The sequence below is a fragment of the Billgrantia antri genome, from assembly GCF_017868935.1.
Lineage (GTDB): Bacteria > Pseudomonadota > Gammaproteobacteria > Pseudomonadales > Halomonadaceae > Halomonas > Halomonas antri.
The window spans coordinates 1,886,831-1,911,946 of sequence record NZ_CP053383.1 but is presented as its reverse complement, the minus strand read 5'-3'; the positions used below and the strand labels follow the sequence as shown (position 1 = coordinate 1,911,946).

Below are 25,116 nucleotides of genomic sequence, written 5' to 3'. Positions count from 1 at the left end.
CAGCACCGATAGCCTGTCTCGACAAAAGTCGCGTGTTGCACCATACTGGCCGCGCTTGCGATTGGGAATGATACGCAACAGCCAGTTTTTTCGCCTTCCTTGGCGGGCTGCTCAAGATGCCAAATACACCGTCTAATCGGCGCTCCGACCTGCCCCACCTTCTCAACGAGTGATGAAACCCAAGAACATGAAAAGCCATTTTTCGAAGGTTCTCTGCGGCACGGCTCTGGCACTGGGCTGTACCACCGCACTGGCCGAACAGATCACCGTTACCGATATCGCCGGCCGCGAGGTCACCCTCGAGGTTCCCGTCGAGCGCATGATTCTCGGCGAAGGGCGGCAGATCTATCTGCTCGGCGCACTACAGCCGGAAGACCCCTTTGCCGGCGTGGTGGGATGGCGCGAGGATTTCTCCCAGGCCGACCCGGACAACTACGCACGCTACGCTGCCAGGTTTCCGGAACTCGAGGAGCTGCCCACCTTCGGCGGCTTCAAGGACGGCACCTTCGACGTGGAGCAGGCTGCCTCCCTCACCCCCGATGTCGTGCTGATGAACCTCGAGGCCAAGGAGGCCACCGAGGATGCCGCCTATGACGAGAAGCTGGCGGAACTTGGTATCGCCATCGTCTACGTGGATTTCCGTGAAGATCCCCTGCGGCATACCATTCCCTCCATGCGCCTGCTTGGCCAGCTGTTGGGCGAGGAGGAAGACGCCGCGGCCTTCATCGAGTTCTCCGAGACCCAGATGGAACGGGTCACCCAGGTGATCGAGGCCGAGGTCGAGGCCGGTGAGCGTCCGAGTGTCTTCGTCGACCGGGCCGGGGGCTATTCGGAAGACTGCTGCATGAGCTTCGGCCCCGGTAATTTCGGCGAGTACGTCGAGCTTGCCGGTGGCGAGAACATCGCCAAGGACATCATTCCGACCACCTTCGGCACGCTGAATCCCGAGCAGATTCTCGCCGCCAACCCAGAGCACGTGGTGGTGACCGGAGGCAGCGGGGACGCTTATGTGCCCGGCGGCGCCTGGGTCGGCGTGGGTCCCGGCGCCGACCTGGACGCTGCTCACACGAAGCTGGAGGCACTGACCGAGCGCACCGCCATGACCGGTATCGATGCCATCGAGACGGGAAACTTCCACGCCATCTGGCATCAGTTCTACAACAACCCGTATTACTTCGTCGCCGTTCAGCGGTTGGCCAAGTGGTTTCACCCGGAGCTGTTCACCGACCTCGACCCCGAGGCGACGATGATCGAGCTGCACGAGCGCTTCCTGCCCGTGGAATATGAACCCGGCTATTGGGTTTCGCTGAATGAGGAGTGAGGCCATCCAGACAACCGGCAAGCCCGAGGAGCACGGTTTCTACCGTACCCTGGTACTGCGGCGCCAGCTCATCCTGCTGGCGCTCGCGCTGGCTCTGGCGCTGAGCTTCTGTGTCGATCTGGCACTGGGCCCGGCTCGCTTCAGTCTGGGTGAGGTACTGGCCGCCTTGATGACCCCGGATGCCGTGAGTCAACAGGCCCGGGTCATCCTGTGGGAGATCCGCATGCCGGTGGCACTGATGGCTCTGGTCGTCGGTGCCAGCCTGTCGATCGCCGGCGCCCAGATGCAGACCATCCTCAGCAACCCTCTGGCCAGTCCTTTCACCCTGGGGATCTCGGCAGGCGCAAGCTTCGGAGCGGCACTGGCACTGGCGTTCGGCGTGGTGATCATACCCGCCGCGGTGGAATACGTGGTGCCGATCAACGCCTTCATCATGGCCATGGTGACTGCCTTCTTGATCCATGCCATGAGCCTGCGGCGCGGCGTCACGATCGAGACCATCGTGCTGCTGGGCATCGCCATGGTGTTCATCTTCAATTCGCTGATGGCCCTGATCCAGTTCTTCTCCAGCCAGCAGGCCGTGGCGGCCGTGGTGTTCTGGACCATGGGCAGCCTGACCAAGGCCACCTGGCCGAAGTTCTGGATCTCTTTCGTCATCCTCGGTGCGGTGCTGCCGCTGCTGGCGCGCCATGGCTGGGCGCTGACTGCCATGCGCCTGGGCGACACCAAGGCCGAGAGCATGGGCGTCAACCCGCGTGCCCTGCGCCTGGAAGTAATGGTGCTGGTATCGCTGCTGGCCGCCGTTGCCGTGGCGTTCGTCGGTACCATCGGCTTCATCGGCCTGGTCGGCCCGCACATTGCGCGCATGCTGGTAGGTGAGGATCAACGTTTCTTCCTGCCCGGTTCGGCCCTGTGCGGCGCCCTGATACTATCGATCGGCTCGGTGCTGTCGAAAGTCATCCTCCCGGGTACCGTCATTCCCATCGGCATCATCACCTCGCTGGTGGGAATCCCGTTCTTCCTGTTCCTGATCCTGAATCACAAGAAGGCTTCATGGTAACGCTCCAGCTCGATCGCCTGTCGGCTCGCTATGGACGCCGCCAGATCCTGGCGGAAATCACCACTCCCCGCTTCGAGGGCGGTCGAGTGGTGGCGCTGCTGGGGCCCAACGCGGCCGGCAAGTCCACCCTGTTTCGGCGCATCTTCGGGGTGCTCAAGGGCGGCGGCGAGGTTCACATCAGCGGTGCCAGCTCCGCCAGACCAGTGGCGTACATGCCTCAGGACACCGGCGTCAATGCCGTGCTGACCGTGTACGAATCGGTGCTGCTGGCTCGCATGCAGGGGCGCGCCCTGAAGGTGAGCCCGGAAGACCTGGCGAAGGTCGACCAGGCCCTTGACGAGCTTGGCATCACGTCTCTCGTCGAGCGCGACATCGGCGACATCAGCGGCGGCCAGCGTCAGCTCGTCAGTGCCGCCCAGGCCCTGGTGCAGGAACCCGAGATCCTGCTACTCGACGAGCCTACCTCGGCGCTGGACCTGAACCGCCAGATCGGCCTGCTCTCGATCCTGCGGCGCCTCGCCCGGGAGCGCCAGATGCTGATCATGGTCGCCCTGCACGACCTGGGCCATGCGCTGCACTTCACCGATGAAGCAATGGTGCTGCAGAACGGAGAGCTGATCGCCTGCGGTGCGACGCACGACGTGGTCACGCCCGAGCTGCTGCACCGCGTCTACCGCGTCGCGGCGCGTATCGAACCCTGCTCGAAGGGGCGGCCCCAGCTTATCGTCGAAGAGAGCATCTGAGCCGACGGCGGGTTCATCAAAGCGTCATGCCCGGCTCGATGGTATAGCCCATGTCGATGACCCGCTGGCCGGGCTCGCCGCCCTGGATGCGCCGTAGCAGCTCGCTGGCGGCGCGCTTGCCGATCGCCTGGCGCGGCGTGACCACGCTGGCCAGCCGCGGCGTCATCACCTGTCCCACGTCATGGCCGTGAAACCCGGCGATGGCCAGCTGCTCAGGCACCTTGATCCCGCGCCTCAGGCAGGCGAAATAGGCCCCCACCGCGACGTCGTCGTTGGTACAGAAGAGCCCGTCCGTCTCAGGATGCTCTTCGAGCACCTCGTTCAACAGCGCAGCTCCCACCGAATAGGACGAACGCTGGCTGCGCTGCTTGGTCAACGGCAAGAGTCCATGTTCCTCCATGGCCTGTCGGTAGCCCTGCTCACGCTGCAGGGTACGCGAGTCGAGGCGTACCGCGAGGTAGACGATCCGACGCCGGCCATGGCGGATCATTTCGGTCACCATGTCGTGGGCGGCACGCACGTTGTCGAAGCCGATCGACTGGTGCAGCGGCGGGGTCAGTGAATCCATGATCTCTACGGTGGGAATGCCCGCCGTCTCGAGCATGCGGCAGGTTCGCGCTGTGTGGTGGCTGTCGGACAGAATCACACCGTCGACATTGTACGACAGCAGCGACGCCAGGCTGCGCTCCTCGAGTTCCTGGCTATAGCCGTAGTGTGAGAGCATCAAGTGATAGCCCAGCGGCTCGGTCACCTCCTCGATGCCGACCAGCACATCGGCGAACACCTGGTTGGTCAGCGACGGCACCAGCACGCCGATGGAGTGACTGGTGGCACGTGAGAGCAGATCGGGCGCGCGATTGGGAATATAGCCGACCTGCTCCGCCGCTCGAAATATCCGCTCGCGCAAGCCTTCCGATACGGTCGCGGGATCGCGCAGGCAGCGACTCACGGTCATCTTGGTCGCTCCGACCCGGTCGGCGATGTCCTGGAGTGTCGGTCGTTTCTTCTTCACGCTGCCCCACTGGCTACGGTTGGATCTGACAGGTCCCGCAGCGCTCGCTGTCGGCACGAGCGGCATGATACCGAAGTCGCCACGGTCATGCCGCTGTCGCTACCCAACGCTCAGGGCTCGCGGTGGCGGATGTGCGGCAGCGCCGTCAGGAAAGCCTCGACGATCGCCTCGGGCGTGTCACCGATGCGACACGACACGGCTTCGCTCTCGCCCGGCGGTTCGAGATCGTGGAGTTGGCTGTCGAGCATCGCCTCGCCGCGAAAGAAGTGCTCCTCGCGCGCGGCCAGGCGCTGGCGCAACTGCTCGCGCTCTCCTTCGAGAAACAGAAAAGCGAGCTCGGAATCGCCGCGGCGCAGGATGTCACGGTAGCGCTGCTTGAGTGCCGAGCAGGCCAGCACCAGCGAGGCATCACGACGGCGATGGTCGCCGATCAGCCCCGCCAGGGTCTCCAGCCACTCGCGGCGGTCCTCGTCGTCGAGCGGGATGCCATTGGCCATCTTGTCGACGTTGGCCGGCGAGTGGTAATCATCGCCATCGATGAAAGCAACCCCCAGGCGACTGGCGAGCAAGGCGCCGATACGCGACTTGCCCGACCCTGACACGCCCATCACCACGATGCGGTAAGTGGCATCCTTCACGAAACCTCCCGGTTGTCAGTTGCCGCACTCAGTTTCCACGGACTGCGGCCATATCGGGCAGCCAGGTCACGATCCCCGGGAAGGCGATCAACACCACCAGCACCACCAGAAGCGCCACGTAGTAAGGCAACATTGCCCTGACCAGTTGCTCCATGCTGACCCGACCAACGCCGCAGCCCACATAGAGGCAGGTGCCTACCGGAGGCGTCAGCAGGCCGATGCCGAGGATGAAGGCCATCAGCACGCCGAAGTAGACCGGATCGACCCCTACCGAGGTGACGATCGGTGTCAGCATCGGCGCCATGATGACCATTGCCGGAGTCAGGTCCATCACGAAGCCCACCAGCAGCAGCAGGCCGGCGACAATCAGCAGCAGCCAGAACGGCTCCTGGGTGATTGCCTGAACCTGGCGCACCAGGGTCTGCGGCACCATGTTGATGGTCAGGAACCAGGCAATGACGGTGGCGAAGGCCAGCAGCAGCAGCACCATGCCGGTCAGCCGCGCGGTGCGGATCAACATGCCCCACAGTTCGCGGGGATGGAACTCGCGATAGACCGTCAGCGAGATGAGCAGGGAATAGAGCAGTGCCGCCACGGCGGCTTCGGTGGCGGTGAAGACGCCGCCGAGAATGCCACCGATCACGATCACTGGCAGCACCAGCGCCAGCCACGCCGCCTTGAAGGCCTGCCACAGGCGGGCCAATTCAAACTTACGAGTCTGCCCGGCATGCTCGATGCTGGCCATGATGAACGTCGTCACCATCAGCGCGAAGCCAATCAGAAGCCCCGGTACGATGCCGGCAATGAACAGGCGGCTAATCGAGGTTTCGGTCACGATGCCGAACAGGATCAGCGGGATGGAGGGCGGAATGATGATGCCGATGACCGAGGAAACCGTATTGATCGCCGTGGCATGCGGGGCGGTATAGCCCTGCTGCTTCATCGACGGGATCATCATCGCACCGGTGGCGGCGGTGTCAGCCACGGCGGAACCACTGATGCCGCCGAAGAACATCGAGCCGGTGATCGCCACTTGCCCGAGCCCGCCGCGTACGAAACCGACCAAGGCACCGGCCAGCTCCATCAACCGGCGGGCGATGCCGCCGTTGCTCATCACCTCCCCCACCAGGATGAAGAACGGAATGGCCAGCAGCGGGAAGTTGTTGACCCCGCGGATCGACTGCTCGATCAGGATCGACAGCGGTATATCGGTGAGAATCGCCATGACCACGGCGGCAATGCCAAGGCCGAAGGCGATGGGTAGCCCCAGCACGATGGAGGCAAACAGAATGATGAGAAATATCCACAGCATGGGTCAGTCTCCTGGCTGCCGCACGGCGGCTCCGGGTTGGCGCATCAGGCGCAGGCACAGCCAGGCGCGCCAGAGGGCCACGGTGACGATGAACAGCGAACAAAACACCAGCGAGACGTTGATCAGGTTCCACGGTACGCCGAGGATGGCGGTCCGACCGGTGGAGCGCGACATCACCAGATAGCCACCCCAGACCATGATGCTCATCAGCGCCGCGATGATCAGGTGCTGGAGCAGGAACAGGGAATAGGCGGCACGGGGCTTGAGCCGACGCACCAGGAGATCCACGGCGATGTGCTCATAGCGGGCGAAGGCCGCCGCGGCACCGACGAAGATCAGCCAGATGAACAGCATCCTGGCCAGTTCGTCGGCCCACGGCAGAGAATGGTTGAACACCGATCGGCCGAGCACGTTGGCCGATACCGAGACGATCAGGGCCACCAGAATGGTTGCGATCAGATGCTCCATGGCCAGGGTCAGCCAGCGGAAGGCCGCCGGGCCGCGGCGCTGTTCGGTATCGATCTCGAGCGGCTCGCGATTGGGGTCGTCAAGATACACGCCGGGATCGGCCGGAGGTTGGTTGGGCGTGGTCATGCAGCGCTCCGTGCAGGACAAGGGCTTTCCCCTTGCCCTGCAAAATCAGGCGGATGGGAAAGTTACTGGTTGGATTCGACGATGCCCTGAATCTCGGCGATCAGGTCTTCGCCGATTTTCGGCGCCCACTCGTCATAGACCGGCTGCACGGCTTCCTGGAAGGCCGCGATCTGCTCATCGTCGAGCCGAGTGATCTGCATGCCCTTCTCTTCGAGCTGCTCGCGAGACCAATCGTCATATTCGGTGGCCAGCTGAATCTCGTACTGCGCCGACTGCCGCGCCGCCTCCTGCACCAGCTCCTGATACTCCGGCGCCAGACGATCCCAGGTGCGCTCGGAGATCATCAGTATAAAAGGCGTGTAGACGTGGCGGGTTTCGGAGCCGTAATCCTGCACTTCGTGGAAGTTGGAGGTCAGGATGGTGCTCCACGGGTTCTCCTGGCCGTCCACGACGCCTTGCTCCATGGCCGAGAACAGCTCGCCGAAGGCCATGGGAGTGGGATTGGCACCGAGCGTTTCCCAGATCGACAGGTGCACCGGGTTCTCCATGGTGCGAATGGTCAGCCCGCCCACGTCCATCCCCCCCACGTCTTCGGGGGTTTCGACCGCGCGTACGCTGTTGGAAAGCTGCCGATAGCCATTCTCGGAAAAGGCCAGCGCCTTGATCCCGCTACCATCGAAAGCGTCGAGCATTTCCTGAGCGGTATCGCTCTGCATGACGGCCACGGCCGCATCGCGGTTGGGCAGTAGGAACGGCAGGTCGAATACTGCCAGCTCCTCGACATAGGTGGTCGCCGGGGAGGAAGAGGGATAGGTCATGTCCAGCGAACCGGTCTGCAGCATTTCCATCATCTGCACGTCATCGCCCAGCTGGCTATTGGGGAAGATGTCGACGCTGATGCGGCCCTCGGTGCGCTGATCGAGGATGTCGGCAAAATATTGCACGGAAAGGTATTGCGGCGAACTCTCGGCCAGGCCGATGCCCATGCGCAGGGTATGGCTGCCATGGTCGCCCACCACGTCGCCTTCGATCTCGGGCGGGTCGGAGAGGTCCGGGCTCTGTGCATAGGCAATGCCGAGGGAAAGGGTAGCAGCACCGGCTAGCGTGAGGGTGTTGCGCCAGATGGTGGTCATGGCGGACTCCAGTCGGATTATCGTTGTGAGTTGGCACTTCGTGGCGTCTCCCTGTCGGCATGACATGTCGACAGGGATCGAATGCCGGTAAATTGTTACCGGTAACATTCGATGCTTCAAGGCTAGACATGCGCAACGAGACTGTCAATCTCGAACGTGGCCGCTGGCGTTATACGTTCGTCGCATGACGATCATGCCCTCGGTCTTCGGCCCATCCCGCTCACCCCTCGAACGCTCCCGCCTCCCATACGGCGCGGCCCACTGCCGCCAGCATCTGCTCATTGCGCGCGAGGTCGAGCTCACCCCGTACGCAGGCCACGACCACCACTCGGCGGGCCTCCTCGCCTTGCCCATGCGTGGCGATGCCGGCATCGCAGGCGAGGCGATGCTGGGTACCTGTCTTGTGGGCCAGCCGAATGCCGCGCCCCAGCCCGGCCTTGAGCCGTCGATCGCCGCTGCTGGCGCGTGACATCACCGCGAGCAACTCGGCGGTGGCGTGCGGTCCCAGCGCCCTGCCCCGAGCCAGCGCCTCGAGCAGGTCAGCGAAGGCGTCGAGCCGGCCACTGTTGAGATCGGTGGCGTAATAGCGCCGAAACGCTTCGTCGATACTCGATGTCAGCAGTTCCTGCGGCGCCAGACCGAGACGCTGGCGTAGCCATGCTACCCGAGCCCCATCGCCATGACGTTTGCGCACTTCGATGAAGTCCATGCCGCTCAGCTGGAAAGCGCCCGGGTGCAGGTTGGCGTAAGCATGACGTCGCACGTCGACCAGCGTGGTGATCGGCCCCAGTCCGCCGGCGGGCGTGAGTCGTCGTATCCGAGCATTGACCGTATCCAGGCCCAGATGGCGCATCAGCATGTCGCTGGCGGTGTTGTCGCTGACGACCAGCATCGACTCCAGCAATTGACGCAGCGTCAAGGTACTGCCCGGCACTGCCCAGTTGGTGGAACCGGCACCGTCCACATAGTCGCTACTCAGCAGGGTCAAGCGGTCTTCGAGTGCCATCTCGCCCGCCTCGACGCGAGCCATCAGCTCGATCGCCACCGGCACCTTCACCAGCGAAGCCAGATACCAGCTCTTTTCGTCACGCCAACCATACCGCGCGCCTGTTTCGAGGCTGCGCACGTGCACGCCGAGTTCGCCGTCGAAACCGGCCTCGAGCAACGCCAGCCGCGCCCGCAAACGTTCTGCCCAGGGTGGTTTGGCCCAGGCATCGACCTGTTCCGCCCAACCGGGCTGCGCCGCAGCCAGCGTCGGCAGAGCCATGGTCAGCCACAACAACGTTCGTGCGAGAACCTTGCGCCAGCGCTCCGCTGTCCTCATCGACTCAACTCCCGAAATCGGCCTATCAGGGCAATCCATACGGCAGTAAGCAGGATCAGGCCCAGGCCCAAGGCCAGCACCTGTGGGTAGCTGTAGACCTGCCAGGCGCCCAGCAGCAAGCGAAAGATCAGGAAGATCACCACGATATGGAAGATGAAAGCACGCAGGGCATCGCTGCCGATCACGCTGAGGGGCTTGAGCCACCTCGCCGCGCGGTTACCACCCAGCAGGCACAGGGCCATGATCACCAGCGCCCCGCCGGTACTGAACAACATGAACAGCAACGCCGGCGGGTGCTTGCCGTCGTTCCAGGCCACGGCCTGCAGCGCCGCATACCATTCGGGTAGCGAAAGCACGGCGAAAGCAGCCAGGAACAGCGCCCCGATGCCGGCCAGCCACGCCACCAGCCGTCGACGGCTAGCCGGCTCGCCATACCAGCGCAGGATGGCCTCGCCGATTAGCAGGCCGCTCATAACCAGTGGCAACCGCGCCAGTTGGCCCCAGGTATAGTGATCGGCGTCTTCCACCAGCAGCGCCTTGAGGATCACGTTGTCCCAGAAGTGAAAGTGGCGTTCGAGCATCACCGAAATCACGCCTACCGCCACCGGCGCCAAGAGTCGCGACCACAGCGGCATGCGACACCACAGCGGCAGCACCCACGGCAGCCACAACAGTGCCAAGGCGTAAAAGCCGAGGATCTCGACCCAGATGGCGAAGCGCTGATAGAGCAGGGCATCGAGGATGTCCTGCGGCGTGAACATGGGCAGCATCTCGACGATGGTCAGCGCCTTGTACCAGAACAGCACCTCGAGCCCGCGCAGCATCAGCTTGCGTCGGCGATGAGGCCAGTCGGGCGTCTCGACCTTGGGCAGAAAAGCCACCGCCAGAGCGATGCCGAACACCATGATGAACAACGATGAGGAAAACTTGGTGATGAGATGGATCGGCACCATGCCCCAATCAGGCACCAGGCGGATGCCCAGCAGTCCACTTACCGTGTGACTGAGGATCATCAAGGCAATGGCGATACCGCGAGCCAGGTCGATGGCCGCTACCCGATGCGACAGGGATGGTAGCTGAGGCCGCTGGCCAAGCCCGATCATGGCGGTTCCCTCGCGACGTAATGTCCCGTGCCTGCCTAGCGCCACCCGACCGGCTCGCCGTTTCGCCGAAGTTCACGACGTGTACTGCTGGACGCGCTGCAGAGCCTTCTGCTGAGAGAATAAGCGAAAACATTGCCGACGCGCACCGTCCGAGCTGCGCGCACCGGGGCACGCTATGCTGTTCATGAGAGGACACACCACCACTGCAAGGAGGCACACCATCAGCGTAAGTCGGCCGTCGTGCCGAGGGAGAGAGTGTCATGGCTATCCCGGCAACCCTACGGGAGTACTTGAGAGCCTGTGATATCGATTACGAGGAGGTCAAGCACGCCCGTGAAGTCAGCGCCAGCCGCGTTGCACAGCAATCCCACATCACCGGCGAGCAACTCGCCAAGGCCGTCATGCTGCACGGCAGTTCAGGCTATCGCATCGCCGTACTGCCCAGCACCTGCGATGCCGATCTCGACAGCCTTTCCCAGCTGTTCGACGAACCGGTGGAACTGGCCACGGAGGACGAGATCGTCAGCCGCTTTCGCGACTGCGACCCCGGCGCCACCACCCCGGTAGGCCAGGCCTACGGCCTGCAGGTCTACGTCGACGACATGCTGCGTCATCAGCCCGACATCTATTTCGATGCCGGCGATCATGAAACGCTGCTGCACATGAGCGGCAACGAGTTCGATAAACTGATGGGTAACAGTCCGCACGGCCAGTTCAGCCGCCACCACTGAGCGCACCGGGCGCCGCCTGGCGGCCTGTCCGCTCGCCTCCCTCCGGGCCTCGCCACCGGCGAGGCCCGTTCCACTGCCGCAGCCTGACTCAGCGCATGGCCAAGGCCTCGAGCGTTGCCGCGAGCGATTCAGTCAGCCTAGCCAGGGTGGGATAATCGAGGCGGTCGTGCGTGTCCTCAGGACCGTGATAGTAGGGGTTACGGAAATTGGCCGTGTCGGTCAGCATCATGGCGGGATACCCTGCCTCCCAGAACGCCCAGTGATCCGACCGGCGTATGTCACCGAGCTGGGGCGGCGCCACCAGCCCTTCGGAGGGAACCTCGGCGCGGTGGCGAAACGCGCCGATGGCCCGGTGGAGCAGGCTGCGCGACGCCAGATTGCTGACGAAGGCAAGAAAGTCGCCGCTGACGGGATAGAAGTGGCTGAGTGGGAACGGATAGGCCTGACTGCCAGGCGCGTCGGTGTAATAGCCGAGCATTTCCAGCGATATCATGCCCACGATATCCCTTTCCTCGGCCTTGGCCCGCCTGGCGTACTGCAGGCTACCCATGGACTTGCTGGCAAAGAACGGCACCTCTTCATTGACGAACGCCACCAGATGCAACGAACGGTCCAGCCCGGCGTCCTGCAACAGGTTGCCCAGCTCGATCAACACGGCCACGCCGGACGCGTTGTCGTCGGCCCCCGGGCTACCGCGCGTCGTATCGTAATGAGCACCGACTACGAGCACCTCGTCCGCCAGTTCTCCGCCAGGCAGCACCACCTCGATATTATGAAAAGTACGATTGCCGGTCGGCACGGCCTGCCACCGAGGCCGATGCCCGGTCGCGGCAAAGGCTTGGGCGATGTAGTCGCCGGCAGCCTCAAGCGCTTCCGGTCGCCAGTAGTGGCGTTCGCCGATCTCCTCGGACAGCGCCTGCACGTGCGTGTGGAGCCGTTCGCTGAGGGCTTCGCCTCGTGCCCCCAAAGGCACGGGCTCACCGCGAAAGGAGCTGCCCGGCATTGAGAGCATCAGCCAGTATCCCCCGGTCAGCGCCGTCAGGGCGAGAAGGGTGAAAATACCGAGCAGCGTAGCCAGGAAGAAGCGCCTGCGCTTGCTCGCCCGCCCTTCTCCGCGCTTCTGCCATCCCGGGATCCGTTTCACCTGCATCCTCCCTCCTTCCCTGGAGCCTCACCTTTCTTTGGAAGATAGGTGCGAGGGAGGCTGGTGAACAGAAGAAAACCTGTGTAACAAGTGGTTCTGCTTGGCCTGGCTCCGACGATGCAACCAAACTGTCCAAAAGAGTCGAGGAGACGCACGATGTTCAAGTCCGTACTGGTCATCGGTCATTTCCGCGGCATTCGCCTGGAAGTTCACATCAGTTGGTTGATCATCTTTGCCCTGTTGCTGACGACCATGAGCGCGGGGTTTCAGAACCAGTATCCCGACTGGTCCCTCACCAGCGCCGTCGTCACCGCGCTGGTGACCGCGCTGCTGTTCTTTGCCTCCATCCTTGCCCATGAGTTGGGACACAGCCTCGTGGCAATCCGTCGAGGCGTTCTCGTCTCGGCGATTACCCTGTTCATCTTCGGAGGCGTTGCACAGATGGCCCGCGATCCGGACAAGGCGAACGACGAGTTCTGGATCGCCATCGCCGGGCCGATCGTCAGCTTCGTCCTGGCGGGCGCGTTCGGCCTGTTGGCGGCGCTCACCAGCGGCTGGTATCAACCGGTTCCCGTCGCACTGGGCTGGCTGGCGACTATCAACCTGCTGGTGGCGGTCTTCAACCTGATCCCCGGCTTCCCTCTCGACGGTGGACGAGTCTTGCGCGCCGTGGTCTGGAAGCTGACCAATAATGCCGGCAAGGCAAACGAGACGGCTTTTGCCAGCGGCAAGCTGGTCGCCTACGGCCTGTTCGGCCTGGCCGTATGGAACATGGTGGGGGGCAATCTCATCGGCGGGCTGTGGATCCTGCTGATCGCCTGGTTCCTGCTCAACATGACCCAGGCACAGAGCCGCATGTACATGCTCAGAGAGCGCCTGGCCGGCGTGCGGGCGCGTGACCTTGCCGACCCCGACGTGCCATTGGTGATGGGACAGCGACCGATCGAAACGTGGCTGTATCAGGACGTGCTGCCCTCCGGCCGCCGCGCCTTTCTGGTGGGTCGCGATACCGCCCATGTGGAGGGTCTGGTCTCTCTGAGCGATGCGCGCCGGGTGGCGCAATCGCAGTGGCCCGATACCCGGCTGGCGGAGATCATGACACCGGCCGACAGGCTGCATCATGTCGCCCCCGGCGCCAAGGCCGACGAGATACTCCAGTTGCTCAACGAGCACGGTCTGAACCAGGTTCCGGTCATGGAAGAAGACGGGCGTGTCACTGGCTGGATCGATCGCCAGCGCCTGCTGCGCACCATCGAAATCCACCTGGAAGTGAAACGCTGAACGCCATGGCGCTGCGGGAGCCGACTATTGTGCCCTGCGCCTCTCGTTGGCGCCCTCTAGGGGTTCGGCCAGGCACACTCGGTTGCGTCCCTCGGCCTTCGCCCGATAGAGCGCCTCGTCAAGGCGCTTGTAGCACTGGGATTCCGGCTCGTCGGGGCCCAGCTCGGCGACGCCGAAGCTGCTGGTGATGCCGGGTACCGGGCTGAAGTCCTCCTCCTCGACCGCCCGGCGCAGGCGCTCGGCCAGCGTCACGGCTCCGGCCAGCGGCGTCCCAGGCAGCAGCAGCATGAACTCCTCACCGCCCCAGCGTGCCAGCACGTCCACTTCACGCAGCAACGCACTGCAGGTATGCACCAGCTTGGCCAGTACCATATCGCCTACGCTGTGACCGAAGCTGTCGTTGACGCGCTTGAAGTGGTCGATATCGAACATGACCAGGCTCAGTATACGGCCGTTGCGCCGAGCTTCCTGCCGCTCGCGCGCCAGCAGGTCGATGAAGCGGTTGCGGTTGACGGCGCCGGTCAACGGGTCGTGGCCGGCGTGGTATTCGAGCTCGGCCTGGTAACGCTTGGCCTGGCTGATGTCACGCATGATGGTCGCGATGCTCTCGATGTCTCCGTTCTCGTCCCGGCGGGTGACGATCAGCTGCGAGACCGGAATCTCGCCGTCGCGCCCAAGCACCGCCGTCTCCGCATACCAATGGCCGTGCTCCATGGCGTAGGGGATCCCCTTCTCCTGGATCAGCCGACGCGCCCATAGGGGGTGAACCGCCGCCAGTGCGTCCGACAGGGCTTCCGGCAGTATACCCAGCAACTCTCGCCCGGCCTTGTTGAGATAGACCACGCGGTGATCGGCATCGGCAATCGACACGATATCCGGCGAGGCATCGAGCAGATGCGTGAGACGCTCCTGATTGACCTGGGCCGCGTAGCGTTCCGTCACGTCTTCGACGATGCCGCTGTATTCGATGTCGCCACCCGCCGCGGTCTGTCGATAGGCGGTCACTTCAGCATGGATGAGGCGCCCTTTCAAAGTACGCAATCGCAGCGGGCGGCGAAGCACGGCGCCGTCGCGCTCGAGGTCGGTCAGGAAGCGGTTGATCTCTTTGGGGCAGTCGTAGAAACCGCCCATCGGCGCGGAAAAGAGCGCCCGGTGGGAATCCGCCTCGAAGATGCGCAGCATGGCAGGGTTGGCGGCAGTGAAGTGTCCCCGTGCGTCCGCCGTGTGACGATAGACGCCTACCGGCAGGCTATGAAACAGCTCGTTGTAGGTCTCGAGCTGGGCGCAGTAACGCTTCTCGTCGGTGACGTCGACGATGATCGAATGCAGATATTCGCGCCCTCTCAGCAGCACCGGTCCCGAATAGACGTTAACGTCACGAACCTCCCCGCTGGCCAGACAATGGCGGAACTCGAAGAAGAGCTGCCGGCAGGATTTCGCCCTGGCCATGCTGGCATGGATCTCTGCGGGGGCCATGCAGTTGATGTCAGTGATCTTGAGCTGCTTGAGGGTGTCGAGCGGATAGCCGTAGAACTCCACGGCAGAAGCATTGGCGTCGACGATGCGACCGTCGCGGGGATCGATCAGAAGCTTGATCGCCGGGTTGGTGTTGAACAATTGCTGGTAGAAAGGCTCATTGCCTGCTCGGTCGCCCTGGGCAAGCGGTGCCAGGGTCAATAGCCACGCCGCCTGGCCTTGCCATTGGGCACGCCGCAGCAGTGCCTCGAACGGCGGCTTGCCATCGAGGCCTTGGCACACGACGCTGTCAGTCGTGGCTTCCGGCTGCACCAGAGCGGATTCGAGCGTCTGCCGGTCGGCATCACCCAGGAGAGCCTGCCATGACACGCCCGCGCCCTCGCCGGCGAGATCGAAGTATCGCCGGGCAGCCTCGTTGGCATAGCGCAATGGCCAGTCCTGCTTGGCTCCAACCACTAGAACCGGCAGAGGCAAGTCATGTAGCAGGCGGCCTGGATCGTCGTCAAAAGACGTCGTCGAGTTACCTTCGTTCACAGCCGGTTCCCTTGCGTATCGGCGCTTCGCCACAGTCGCCCAGGACCGCGACCTGTCCAGGGGTCTGTCACTGCGCCTTATAATAGTCGTTATTTATATTGCCAGGTGCGACCTGAGCCTAAATGAGCAGGCGACCTACTACTTACAGATTAGGCTTTCCTGGCGAGAATGAACAGATTCCTCGGCGTCAATTTCGAGTCGCAGAACGTGCCCACCTGTACCCTGTAGCCGGCCTCTTCCATCAACGAGAGTCGATCCAGCACCAGCCAGACTTCCAGCGGCCGTCGGAACAGGTGACGCACCAGTTCCAGCCGTGCCACTTCGGACTGGCGCTGCCAGCCGATGCGTTCGAAAGGCATGAGATCGAACCCGCCAGGCAGCGCCAGCCCCTTTCGCGCCGCCGCCCAGCGGCAGAAGTCTTCGAAGCGCTCGGGAAGCTGGCCATATGCCAGGCTGGGTACCGGCAGGTAGCGGTCCTCGCCACGCAGTTCACGCTGCAGCTCGTCGAACCCCAACCGCCAGGCATTGGCTTGCTCACGACGTCGACGCACGCCGCGTGGTGCGGTGACCGTTTCCTGCACCGCCAAGCTCAGGTCGTCGCGGTTCAGTCGCAGGCCGAACTCGCCTGACAGCGCACGGCCTCGCGCCGACACGGGCCGATATACTTCCTCCTGCGTACGGTGGTAGCAGCACGGCGCCAGCGTGACCGCGCTCCCCGCAGCCACTGCCAGCTCGAGCAGCCGCACGTGTAGGTCGCCGCAGGCATGCAGCGCGACGACATGGGTCTGGGTAGAGAGATGGCGCACCACATCCGGCGCCATGACATCCTGCTGACGCATGCATACGGCGGCTCGCTGTGTCGCCGCCAGGCGGCGCCCCTCTGCGCACAGTGGTGCCTGCCACTCCAGCGCGGCGACCTCCGTGGCATGACAACGGGCCAGGGCGCGGGCCAGGTGCCCCTTACCGGCGCACCATTCCAGCAGGCTGTCTTTCGCAGAAACCTGCAAGTGTCGAGCGAACGCCTCGATCTGCAGCCACTTGCGACCGCCCACATGTTGCCCCCAGGCTGGGGGCAACGAGAAGTTCTCGGCCGCCAGCGGCGCCAGACGCACCAGATCGGCCAGCTCCTCGACCGGCAGCCAAGCACGGAGCGGCGAATTTTGCCAAGGGTCGGCCTGCAGGCGTGTCACCTCGTCATCGCTCAGTTGCCGCAGCATCTCAGCCAGCTCCCGGTAGGCCGACTGCCAGGGTGGCTGGCGATACATGAATGGCGCGGGTTGCCACAGCGGCTGCCACCCGGCCAACAGTTCCGTCAGGCGGGAAAAGCGGCGCTCAGTATTCGATTCTGGATGCTTCGGCATCGAACTTCACCGAGATGTCGATGCCCTCGTCTGCGATGGCGTCCTCCCCCAGCTCTTTCTGCAGGGCGAGGGTGCCCTCGACACTGCCGGTCAGATGAACCTTGCTGCCCTGTAGGTCGAAAGCGTTCAGGTTCAGTTGCACCGAGGCATTGTCGGACGTAAATACGGGTGGCATGGCGGTAGCTCCGATGGGATGCAGAACATCGAATGACGTCACTTCCCCTTCTACCAAGGTGATGCTGAGCGAGAGTGAATCCCGAACCTGCCAATCGTCGGGCTCGACGAAGCCGACCAGATCGATCGTCACCTGATCGCCCAGCTCAACGAAGGTAGCGTTGGAGTCGGTTCCCTGGCTGACGATGAACCATTCGCGCTCCTCCCCGTCGAGCAATCCGACCATGCTTCCGCTGATCTCAGGCTCCTCCGGCGTGCTGGCCGCCACCGGGATGACCGCCAACAGGGCCCATGCCCCCAGCCACGCCCATGGCGCGCGCTTGATTTTCATGATTCCCCCTTGCCGCCGCTGCGGCGCGTCTACAGCCGCTCGGCGCCATTCTCAAGCGCCCCTGCCTACCTGACAAGCCCAAGGCGCTCATGCCACTCTGCAAGGCTCTCCTGCGGGTAGCGATCGAAGCACTTGTCGTGCGGCTTGACATCCGGCTCGACCCAGTCGGCCTTGCTGTCCAGCAGCAGATGAACCCGCTCGGGCGGTATCGGCAATGGTGTGTCGATGGCCGAGGCGAAAGGGTGCACCAGCGTCGGCCAGCTCGGGTCGAAGACCCACAGGGCACTGCCGCAACGGGAACAGAAATGACGCTCGCCCGAGCTCGGTTCGCCATCGATCAGCGCATGGTAGACAGAGATGTGCTCCTCCCCCGCGACCCGGAGCGTGTCGTAGCGGCCGCCGAGGTTGATGGCATATCCGCCGCCTCCTGCGGTCTTGCGGCAGATCGAGCAGTAGCAGCGTTGGTAGGGATACGGATGCGGCGACTCGAGCTCAAAGGTGACCGCTCGGCAGTGGCAGGACCCTTGCAAATGCATGGCTTGTCTCGCAGCTTCGGTGAATGTTCCTTCAGCGTAGCTGCTGGCCTGGCGCTGACGAGGCAGCCGGGCCGTTACGCCGAATCCGGCGACAGTGGTATGGTCTTGGCAGACTTCGCCGATGCGCACAGCGAATGCCTACCCCCTCAGGCACAAGGACACCGCAATGATCGACCTCTGGACCTGGACCACTCCCAACGGACGCAAGGTTTCCATTCTGCTCGAGGAGCTCGGCCTGCCCTACCGCACCCACGCCGTCGACATCACCCTGGGCGAGCAGCACGAGCCGGGCTTCCTTGCGGTCAGCCCCAACAACAAGATACCCGCCATTCGCGACGACGAGACCGGCATCGCCCTGATGGAGTCGGGTGCCATCATGATCTACCTGGCCGAGAAGGCCGGATGCTTGCTGCCCAGCGAGCCGGAGAAGCGCTACCGCACGCTGGAATGGCTAATGTGGCAGATGGGCGGCCTCGGCCCTTTTCTCGGCCAGGCGCACCATTTCCTCCACTTCAATCCCGGCAAGGCCCCCTACGCCGAGGAGCGCTTCCATGGCGAGGCGCAGCGTCTCTACCGCGTCATGGAGGCACGCCTGGCCGATCACGCCTACCTGGCCGGCGACGAGTACACCATCGCCGATATCGCCTGCTGGCCCTGGGTGTCGCGCTACGAGTGGCAGCGCATCGATCTCGCCGACTATCCCAGTGTCAAGCGCTGGTACCTCGAGATCGCCAAGCGCCCGGCGGTTCAGCGCGGCTACCACGTACCCAAGCAGGTCAACGAGATCCCGCTGCCATGAGTCGTCATGCCCCTTCCCACGGCGGCACGCCACCCAGCGTTCTGGTGACCGGCGGCTCCAGCGGCATCGGTCATGCCGCGGCGCATGCCCTGGCGCAGCGCGGCTGGCGCGTCTTCACCACGGCTCGCCGCGGGGAGGATATCGCACGGCTAGAGGGAGAGGGTCTCGAAGTTCTGTCCCTGGAGCTTTCCTCCAGCGAATCGATCGAGCGCTGCGTTGCGCAGTTGCTGGAGCGTACCGATGGACGACTCGACGCCCTGTTCAACAATGCCGCCTACGGACAGCCGGGCGCGGTGGAGGATCTTTCCAGGGAGGTGCTGCGCGCTCAGTTGGAAGCCAACCTGCTCGGCACGCACGAACTCACCACTCGGATCATTCCGGTGATGCGCAAGCAAGGCAGCGGACGCATCGTGCAGAACAGCTCGGTGCTTGGCTTTGCCGCCCTGCCCTACCGTGGCGCCTACGTGTGCTCGAAGTTTGCCCTGGAGGGATTGACCGATGCCCTGCGACAGGAGCTGCATGGCAGCGGTATCCATGTCAGCCTGATCGAGCCCGGCCCCATCGCCAGCCGCTTTCGCGAAAATGCCTATCGCGCCTTCAGGGCCAACATCGATACCGAGCACAGCGTTCACCGCGAGACCTATCGCGCCGTGGAAGCGCGGCTGGCGGGTCGCAAGGACTCCTCCGGCGGCACTTTCACCCTGGGTCCCGATGCCGTGGTCGACAAGCTGATCCACGCGCTGGAAAGCCGGCGCCCCAAACCGCGCTATCATGTGACCCTGCCCACCCACCTGTTCGGCGTGCTCAAGCGACTGCTCTCCACGCGCGGCATGGATCGGGTGCTGCTGGCCTCGACACGCGACGAGCGTAGAACCTAGCCGAAATATCATTATTAGGAGGGATACACTTGGGCCGACTCATCTCGCTGATTTTCATCGCCGCCCTGGCCTATGGCGGCCTCTACTTCTATTACGGCCATGTCGTCGAACAGGCCATCGAGGAGCAGCTCGAGGCACGCGGGCTAACCGCACTGGAGGTACAGCGCATCGAATACGAGCCGCTGGCGCCCCTCAGCACCGAGGCCACCATCCGCGCGGAAGTCGGCTACCGCGGTGCCGATGCCACGGTCGCCATTCGCCTGCACGGCCACCCGCTGTTTTCGGACGAAATGCGCATGGAGCTCGACGGCCTGCAGAACCTGCGGCTTAGGTTCAACGTGGGAGAATGATCGAAAGGAGCGACGAGTTCGCGAGGCATGGCTCTCATGCTATGCTCGCCGCCCTGAACCCACCAACATAACGGGAGCACGACATGGCCAGGGCAACGGCACGGCACATTCTGGTAAACGACGAAGCGAAGTGCGAGGCCCTCAAGGCCGAGATCGAGGGCGGCCGCGACTTCGCAGAAGTGGCACGCGAGCACTCCACCTGCCCCTCGGGCCGCCAAGGCGGCGACTTGGGCAGCTTCGGACCCGGGCAGATGGTGCGCGAGTTCGACGAAGTGGTGTTCTCCGGCGAGCTGAACAAGGTTCACGGCCCGGTGAAGACTCAGTTCGGCTATCATCTGCTGGAAATCACCAGCCGCAGCTGATGCCAGCCCCGGTGGCCCGCCGCCGGGGCCACGCCCAAAGCCGCCGTGCCTGCCACGGCGGCTTTGTCGTTTCTGCAATGTCGCCCCTCCCTTGACCTTATGGAAACCTGGCCTGCTACCTTTAGTCGTTCATGCTGAGAGCAAGGAGTCGTGTGTGACAGGGAAGCAACAGGAGCAGGACGCTCATTTCCGTGACCGGGTACCGGACCCGCCTCAAGGCAGGCAGCGCATCAAGTGGTACGGCCCCGGCCTGCTGTGGATGCTCTCCGCCGTGGGTACCGGCTCGATCCTCTTCACCCCTCGAGTGGCCTCCGCCTATGAGTATCAGCTGCTATGGATACTGCTCATGGTGGTGCTGTTCATGTGGGTCATGATCCGGGAGATGGCGCGCTACTCCATCGTCACCGGTCACTCCATGCTGGAGGGCATGCACACACTCAGCGGGCCGAGGAACTGGGCCGTATGGGTGATCTTCGTGCCGCAGTTGCTGGCGGCGGCGATCGGCATCGCCGGGCTTGCCGCCGTCGTCGGCAGTGCCCTCGGCGAAACCATGCCCGGCAACAACACGCTCTATGCCATGGCCATGGTGGTGGCTTCCACCCTGTTCACCGCCACCGGGCGCTACTCGATGATCGAGACCTTCAGTCGCGTGATGGCTCTGGCGCTGATGGTGATGGCCATTGTTACGGCGGTCATCGTCTTTCCCGGCCTGGCGCCGCTCGCCGAGGGTCTCACCTTCAACTGGCCCGAGAGCCCTGACCTTTACGTGATCCTGCCCTGGGTGGGCACCATTCTTGCCGGTTCCATGGGCATCGTCTGGTTCGGCTACTGGACCGCTACCCGCGGCTTCGGCGGTGGCCTGCAGAGCCGAGAACCCGACGACGAGCAGCCCGACGACTCGCGCAGGGAGATGAACAGGACCGGCCCGAAGCCGCAGGAAACCCGTGTCGCCCACGCCCGGGGCTGGATTCGCACCATGACCGTGACCGCGGCACTCGGCGTGGTCGGCGGGCTGGTGGTGATCTTCTCTTTCCTCGTGCTCGGCGCTGAACTGCTGGCCCCGGAGGGCATCATGCCCGAGGGTCCGGAGGTCGCGGTGGACCTGACCCGTATCTTCTCGGAGGTGTGGGGAGAGGTCGGTCGCTATGTGTTGCTGGCGGCGATCGTCATCGCGCTGGGCGGCAGCATCCTAGCCAACCAGGACGGCTGGGGCCGCAGCTTTGCCGACATGACCCTTATCGTGACCCGGGCCCGTCGCGAGGCCGCTGAACCGGGTCCATTGCTGAAGGGCCTGACTAGCCTCGATCGGCGCCTGCCGTGGGACATGTTAGAGCGCCGCTGGCTCAAGCGGCTCTATATCGTCGGCGTGACCGGCATCGTGCCGCTGCTCATTCTGCTGGCCTTCTCCAATCCGGTGCAGGTGATGTCGGTTTCGGGCATCATTGCGGCAGCTCACACGCCCTTCATTGCGCTGGCCGCGCTCTACGTCAACCGCACGCGCCTGCCGACGGCGCTCAGGCCGGGATTGACGGCGACCGTCACGATGACCCTGGCCGGCCTCTTCTACCTCGGCTTTGCCGTGCTCTACCTCCTCAACATGGCCGGCGTGTTGAATGGCTGATGCATAAAGACGCAGCGCCTCCGCCTGTTCCGTCAAGGACTGCGCCTGGCGCTGCCACGCGCTAGGATAGGGCATGTCGATTCGCTCTTTCGAAAACAGGAACACCGCATGACTCTTTCAGCCAATCCCGCGCCGATCGCCATGGCCGAGCATGGGACTGCCGATGGCGACATCGGCGCCGGTACGCCGATGATTCAGGTCGAGAAGCTCTCCAAGGCCTATGGCGACGGTTTCCAGGCGCTGAAGGAGGTCGACCTGACCATTCGCCGCGGTGAGATCTTTGCCTTGCTCGGCCCCAACGGCGCCGGCAAGACCACGCTGATCAGCGTTATCTGTGGGCTGGTCAACGCTACCGGCGGAAGCGTCAAGGTGGATGGTTTCGACAATGTGACCCAGTATCGCGAGGCACGCGAGCGAATCGGCCTGGTGCCACAGGAGCTGACCAACGAGGCTTTCACCACGGTGTGGGATACGGTCAGCTTCAGTCGCGGGCTGTTCGGCAAGCCCAAGGACCCGGCGCACATCGAAAACGTACTGCGGGCCCTGACCCTGTGGGACAAGCGCGACAATCGCCTGCTGGAGCTCTCGGGCGGCATGAAACGCCGGGTCCTGATTGCCAAGGCGCTGTCGCACAAGCCCCAGGTGCTGTTCCTCGACGAGCCGACCGCCGGTGTCGACGTGGAGCTGCGCCGCGAAATGTGGGAGGTGGTACGCGGTCTGCGCGACCAGGGCGTGACCATCATCCTCACCACCCACTACATCGAGGAAGCCGAGGAGATGGCCGATCGTATCGGTGTGATTCGCCGCGGTGAACTGGTGCTGGTCGAGGAGAAGTCCACCTTGATGCGCCAGTTGGGTCGCAAGGAGCTGACGCTGCATCTCGCCACTCCACTGGAAGCCGTGCCTGCCGCCCTCGCGGGCCACGATCTGGTACTGACCGAAGAGGGCCATGCGCTGGTCTACACCTACGATGTCACCCACTTGGACGAAGGCACCGGCATCGCCGGCCTGCTGGCCGATCTCGAGGCCACCGGCATTCGCGTCAAGGATCTGCATACCCGCCAGAGCTCGCTGGAAGAAATCTTCGTCAATCTGGTCAGGGAGAGAACATGAACCTGCAGTCGGTCAAGACCATCTATCTGGCCGAGATGGCCCGCAGCCTGCGCACCGTGCTGCAGAGCATCGTCTCGCCAGTGGTGTCCACCTCGCTCTACTTCGTGGTGTTCGGCGCCGCCATCGGCTCGCGTATCAGCGAGGTGAACGGCGTGAGCTACGGGGCCTTCATCGTGCCCGGGCTGATCATGCTGATGCTGTTGACGCAGAGCGTCTCGACCGCCTCGTTCGGCATTTTCTTCCCGCGCTTCTCGGGAACCATCTACGAGATCCTCTCGGCTCCGATCTCCTACTTCGAGGTCGTGCTCGGCTATGTCGGCGCAGCGGCCACCAAGTCGATGATCCTGGGCCTGATCGTGCTCGGCACGGCGCGCCTGTTCGTGCCCTTCTCGATCCAGTATCCGCTGGTGATGCTGCTGTTCCTGATTCTCACTGCGCTGACCTTCAGCCTGCTCGGCTTCATCATCGGCATATGGGCCGATGGCTTCGAGAAACTGCAACTGGTGCCGCTGCTGATCGTCACGCCGCTGACCTTCCTCGGCGGCACCTTTTACTCCATCGACATGCTGCCGGACTTCTGGCAGGCCGTGACCCTGCTCAACCCGGTGGTCTACCTGGTCAGCGGGTTCCGCTGGAGCTTCTACGGCTCCGGCGATGTCAGCATCTGGGCCAGCCTGGCCATTATCACGCTGTTCCTCGGCGTCGCGCTGGCGGTGGTCAGTTGGATCTTTCGCACCGGCTATCGTCTCAAGCCATAGGTTGGCCGTTTGGGCATAGTTACGCCTGGCGCGCACAGCGGTTCTTGACCATCATTCAAAAGTATTACCCTCCGTTACAGGGCGTGAGGGGGGAGCAGATGCCAGACCAGTCAGTTCAGGAAAAAAATCAAAAAGAGCCGTTGAATGGCGTTAGACGACCTTGACGCCATCTCTCAAGGGAACAATGCATGACTGCTGGAAAGCACGAGGCTGAGGAGGGGGCTTCGCTAGACTGGCGCGACGAATTCCAGGACGCCGCGCTGGAGGCCCTGTATCGCCGTACCATGCAGCTGCAGGACGCGCAGCAGTTACGCCATGCGCTCTACCTCATTGCCGGGATTTTCCTGCTCTTCGGTGTGGCGGACTATCTCCTGCTCGGCGTGAGTTACCATCTGCTGGCCATGCTGCTCATCCGCCTCCTCGTGGCACTCAGTTGCCTCGCGCTGGCACGCCTGATCGGTCGCCATTCGGCGCATGCCCATCGCCCCAGTTCACTCAACCTGGTCTATTTCACCGCTATCACCGGACTGCTGATCTCCATCCTGCTGCACCCCGGCAGCATTGGCCTGCATATCTCGAGCGTCGTAGTGGCATGCCTGGCCATCTACTTGCTGGTGCCCAACCGCTTGCCGTGGATCTTGGTCTGGAGCGGCTACCTCGCGGGCGGGTTCGTTGTGGTCGCGGCAATGTGGAAGCCCCTTTCGCCCGGCATGCTGGCCAGCACCGTCTTGATACTCGCCTTCGCCAACCTGATGGGCTGGCTGACTTACGCTCGCCTCAACCGGCTGCAGCGCAAGCAGTTCGCCTTGCTGGTGGCAGAGCGCGAGGTCAACCGCAAGCTGCAGAAAGAGATCGAAGAGCGTCAGCTGTTGGAGGCACGACTCCGCCATATGGCCAGCATCGATCCGCTCACGGGGCTCGCCAACCGTCGGCATTTCTTCGAACTGGCCGAACGCGAGTTCAGCCGTGCCCAGCGCGACGGTATGCCGCTGACGATCTGCATGGTCGATATCGACTTGTTCAAGACGCTCAATGACCATCACGGCCATGCCGTCGGCGACCTCGTCCTGACCACTGTCGCCTCCTGCTGCGCCTCGATGCTGCGCGAAGCGGATATCATCGGCCGCTATGGCGGCGAAGAGTTCGTCATCGCCCTGCCCCAGGCCGATCTCGAAACCGCCACCTTCATCGCCGAACGCCTGCGCCGCAAGGTGACATCGCTGCGCTTGCCCATGCTCGAGGAGGGCCAGCATCTCTCCGTGACGGTGGGCATCAGCCAGATCAGGCTCGACGAGGGGAAGCTCGAACAGGCGCTGCAGCGCGCGGACAATGCGCTCTATGTCGGCAAGGCCCGCGGGCGCAACTGCGTGGTTGTGGCAGGCGATACCCCCTCTACGATAGCCGCCGGCGCCTGACGAGCAGCAGCC

Annotated in this window: 25 protein-coding genes; 13 read left to right on the top strand and 12 right to left on the bottom strand. The window is 63.6% G+C overall.

Annotation, left to right across the window (positions count from 1 at the left end; translation table 11 throughout):
• Positions 1-187 precede the first annotated feature (187 nt).
• Genes HNO53_RS08890 through HNO53_RS08880 form a run of 3 tightly spaced genes read left to right on the top strand, consistent with a single transcriptional unit; the run spans position 188 to position 3,124 of the window.
• Positions 188-1,321, top strand: coding sequence for an ABC transporter substrate-binding protein (locus tag HNO53_RS08890; protein WP_209477927.1), 1,134 nt, complete (start codon positions 188-190; stop codon positions 1,319-1,321).
• Positions 1,311-2,381, top strand: coding sequence for a FecCD family ABC transporter permease (locus HNO53_RS08885; RefSeq protein WP_209477925.1), 1,071 nt, complete (start codon positions 1,311-1,313; stop codon positions 2,379-2,381). Before HNO53_RS08890 ends, HNO53_RS08885 begins: the two co-directional genes overlap by 11 nt.
• Positions 2,375-3,124: an ABC transporter ATP-binding protein gene (locus HNO53_RS08880; protein WP_209477923.1), complete on the top strand. Its 750-nt coding sequence runs from the start codon at positions 2,375-2,377 to the stop codon at positions 3,122-3,124. Before HNO53_RS08885 ends, HNO53_RS08880 begins: the two co-directional genes overlap by 7 nt.
• 16 nt (positions 3,125-3,140) lie before the next feature.
• Here HNO53_RS08880 and HNO53_RS08875 read toward each other — a convergent pair whose 3' ends face one another.
• The 7 genes from HNO53_RS08875 to HNO53_RS08845 all read right to left on the bottom strand — a co-directional run bounded on the left by HNO53_RS08875 (position 3,141) and on the right by HNO53_RS08845 (position 10,240).
• Complete coding sequence (locus HNO53_RS08875; protein ID WP_209477921.1) at positions 3,141-4,136, bottom strand: substrate-binding domain-containing protein; 996 nt, start codon at positions 4,134-4,136, stop codon at positions 3,141-3,143.
• A 110-nt stretch (positions 4,137-4,246) separates the two neighbouring features.
• Complete coding sequence (locus HNO53_RS08870; protein ID WP_242597582.1) at positions 4,247-4,774, bottom strand: gluconokinase; 528 nt, start codon at positions 4,772-4,774, stop codon at positions 4,247-4,249.
• A 28-nt stretch (positions 4,775-4,802) separates the two neighbouring features.
• Complete coding sequence (locus tag HNO53_RS08865) at positions 4,803-6,086, bottom strand: TRAP transporter large permease (protein ID WP_209477919.1); 1,284 nt, start codon at positions 6,084-6,086, stop codon at positions 4,803-4,805.
• Positions 6,087-6,089: 3 nt separating this feature from the next.
• The gene (locus HNO53_RS08860) at positions 6,090-6,680 is read right to left on the bottom strand and encodes a TRAP transporter small permease (protein WP_209477917.1); all 591 of its coding nucleotides are present in this window, start codon (positions 6,678-6,680) and stop codon (positions 6,090-6,092) included.
• Positions 6,681-6,742: 62 nt separating this feature from the next.
• Positions 6,743-7,813, bottom strand: coding sequence for a TRAP transporter substrate-binding protein (locus tag HNO53_RS08855; RefSeq protein ID WP_209477916.1), 1,071 nt, complete (start codon positions 7,811-7,813; stop codon positions 6,743-6,745).
• 220 nt (positions 7,814-8,033) lie between these two features.
• A complete protein-coding gene (locus tag HNO53_RS08850; protein WP_209477914.1) occupies positions 8,034-9,137 on the bottom strand; it encodes a serine hydrolase in 1,104 nt (367 codons plus the stop codon).
• On the bottom strand, positions 9,134-10,240 hold the full coding sequence (locus tag HNO53_RS08845) for an acyltransferase family protein (RefSeq protein ID WP_209477912.1): 1,107 nt from the start codon (positions 10,238-10,240) through the stop codon (positions 9,134-9,136). Before HNO53_RS08845 ends, HNO53_RS08850 begins: the two co-directional genes overlap by 4 nt.
• A gap of 260 nt (positions 10,241-10,500) precedes the next feature.
• On the opposite strand from HNO53_RS08845, the gene HNO53_RS08840 reads away from it, so the two are divergent.
• On the top strand, positions 10,501-10,971 hold the full coding sequence (locus tag HNO53_RS08840) for an aminoacyl-tRNA deacylase (RefSeq protein WP_209477910.1): 471 nt from the start codon (positions 10,501-10,503) through the stop codon (positions 10,969-10,971).
• 88 nt (positions 10,972-11,059) lie between these two features.
• Here HNO53_RS08840 and HNO53_RS08835 read toward each other — a convergent pair whose 3' ends face one another.
• On the bottom strand, positions 11,060-12,121 hold the full coding sequence (locus HNO53_RS08835; protein ID WP_209477908.1) for a M28 family peptidase: 1,062 nt from the start codon (positions 12,119-12,121) through the stop codon (positions 11,060-11,062).
• Between the two features lie 150 nt (positions 12,122-12,271).
• On the opposite strand from HNO53_RS08835, the gene HNO53_RS08830 reads away from it, so the two are divergent.
• Entirely contained in the window at positions 12,272-13,396 is a 1,125-nt protein-coding gene (locus HNO53_RS08830; RefSeq protein WP_209477906.1) for a site-2 protease family protein, read from the top strand.
• Positions 13,397-13,420: 24 nt separating this feature from the next.
• Here HNO53_RS08830 and HNO53_RS08825 read toward each other — a convergent pair whose 3' ends face one another.
• The 4 genes from HNO53_RS08825 to HNO53_RS08810 form a co-directional block, all read right to left on the bottom strand.
• The gene (locus HNO53_RS08825; RefSeq protein WP_209477905.1) at positions 13,421-15,301 is read right to left on the bottom strand and encodes a sensor domain-containing diguanylate cyclase; all 1,881 of its coding nucleotides are present in this window, start codon (positions 15,299-15,301) and stop codon (positions 13,421-13,423) included.
• Positions 15,302-15,555: 254 nt separating this feature from the next.
• Positions 15,556-16,767, bottom strand: a complete 1,212-nt coding sequence (locus tag HNO53_RS08820; protein WP_209477903.1) for a methyltransferase — start codon at positions 16,765-16,767, stop codon at positions 15,556-15,558.
• Positions 16,739-17,272: a hypothetical protein gene (locus tag HNO53_RS08815; RefSeq protein ID WP_209477901.1), complete on the bottom strand. Its 534-nt coding sequence runs from the start codon at positions 17,270-17,272 to the stop codon at positions 16,739-16,741. The genes HNO53_RS08820 and HNO53_RS08815 overlap by 29 nt, the downstream gene beginning before the upstream one ends.
• A 65-nt stretch (positions 17,273-17,337) precedes the next feature.
• Positions 17,338-17,808 carry a GFA family protein gene (locus HNO53_RS08810; RefSeq protein WP_209477899.1) on the bottom strand — a complete coding sequence of 157 codons (471 nt, stop codon included), beginning with the start codon at positions 17,806-17,808 and terminating at the stop codon, positions 17,338-17,340.
• Positions 17,809-17,974: 166 nt separating this feature from the next.
• On the opposite strand from HNO53_RS08810, the gene HNO53_RS08805 reads away from it, so the two are divergent.
• The 8 genes from HNO53_RS08805 (at position 17,975) to HNO53_RS08770 (ending at position 25,104) form a co-directional block, all read left to right on the top strand.
• The gene (locus HNO53_RS08805; protein ID WP_209477897.1) at positions 17,975-18,607 is read left to right on the top strand and encodes a glutathione S-transferase family protein; all 633 of its coding nucleotides are present in this window, start codon (positions 17,975-17,977) and stop codon (positions 18,605-18,607) included.
• Complete coding sequence (locus tag HNO53_RS08800) at positions 18,604-19,485, top strand: SDR family oxidoreductase (RefSeq protein WP_209477895.1); 882 nt, start codon at positions 18,604-18,606, stop codon at positions 19,483-19,485. The genes HNO53_RS08805 and HNO53_RS08800 overlap by 4 nt, the downstream gene beginning before the upstream one ends.
• 29 nt (positions 19,486-19,514) lie before the next feature.
• On the top strand, positions 19,515-19,835 hold the full coding sequence (locus HNO53_RS08795) for a hypothetical protein (RefSeq protein ID WP_209477893.1): 321 nt from the start codon (positions 19,515-19,517) through the stop codon (positions 19,833-19,835).
• A gap of 83 nt (positions 19,836-19,918) precedes the next feature.
• Positions 19,919-20,197, top strand: a complete 279-nt coding sequence (locus tag HNO53_RS08790; protein ID WP_209477891.1) for a peptidylprolyl isomerase — start codon at positions 19,919-19,921, stop codon at positions 20,195-20,197.
• A gap of 154 nt (positions 20,198-20,351) precedes the next feature.
• Positions 20,352-21,818, top strand: a complete 1,467-nt coding sequence (locus HNO53_RS08785; protein WP_209477890.1) for an Nramp family divalent metal transporter — start codon at positions 20,352-20,354, stop codon at positions 21,816-21,818.
• Positions 21,819-21,959: 141 nt separating this feature from the next.
• The gene (locus HNO53_RS08780) at positions 21,960-22,931 is read left to right on the top strand and encodes an ABC transporter ATP-binding protein (protein WP_209478581.1); all 972 of its coding nucleotides are present in this window, start codon (positions 21,960-21,962) and stop codon (positions 22,929-22,931) included.
• On the top strand, positions 22,928-23,689 hold the full coding sequence (locus tag HNO53_RS08775) for an ABC transporter permease (protein ID WP_209477888.1): 762 nt from the start codon (positions 22,928-22,930) through the stop codon (positions 23,687-23,689). Before HNO53_RS08780 ends, HNO53_RS08775 begins: the two co-directional genes overlap by 4 nt.
• Positions 23,690-23,877: 188 nt before the next feature.
• A complete protein-coding gene (locus HNO53_RS08770) occupies positions 23,878-25,104 on the top strand; it encodes a GGDEF domain-containing protein (RefSeq protein WP_209477886.1) in 1,227 nt (408 codons plus the stop codon).
• Positions 25,105-25,116 lie beyond the last annotated feature (12 nt).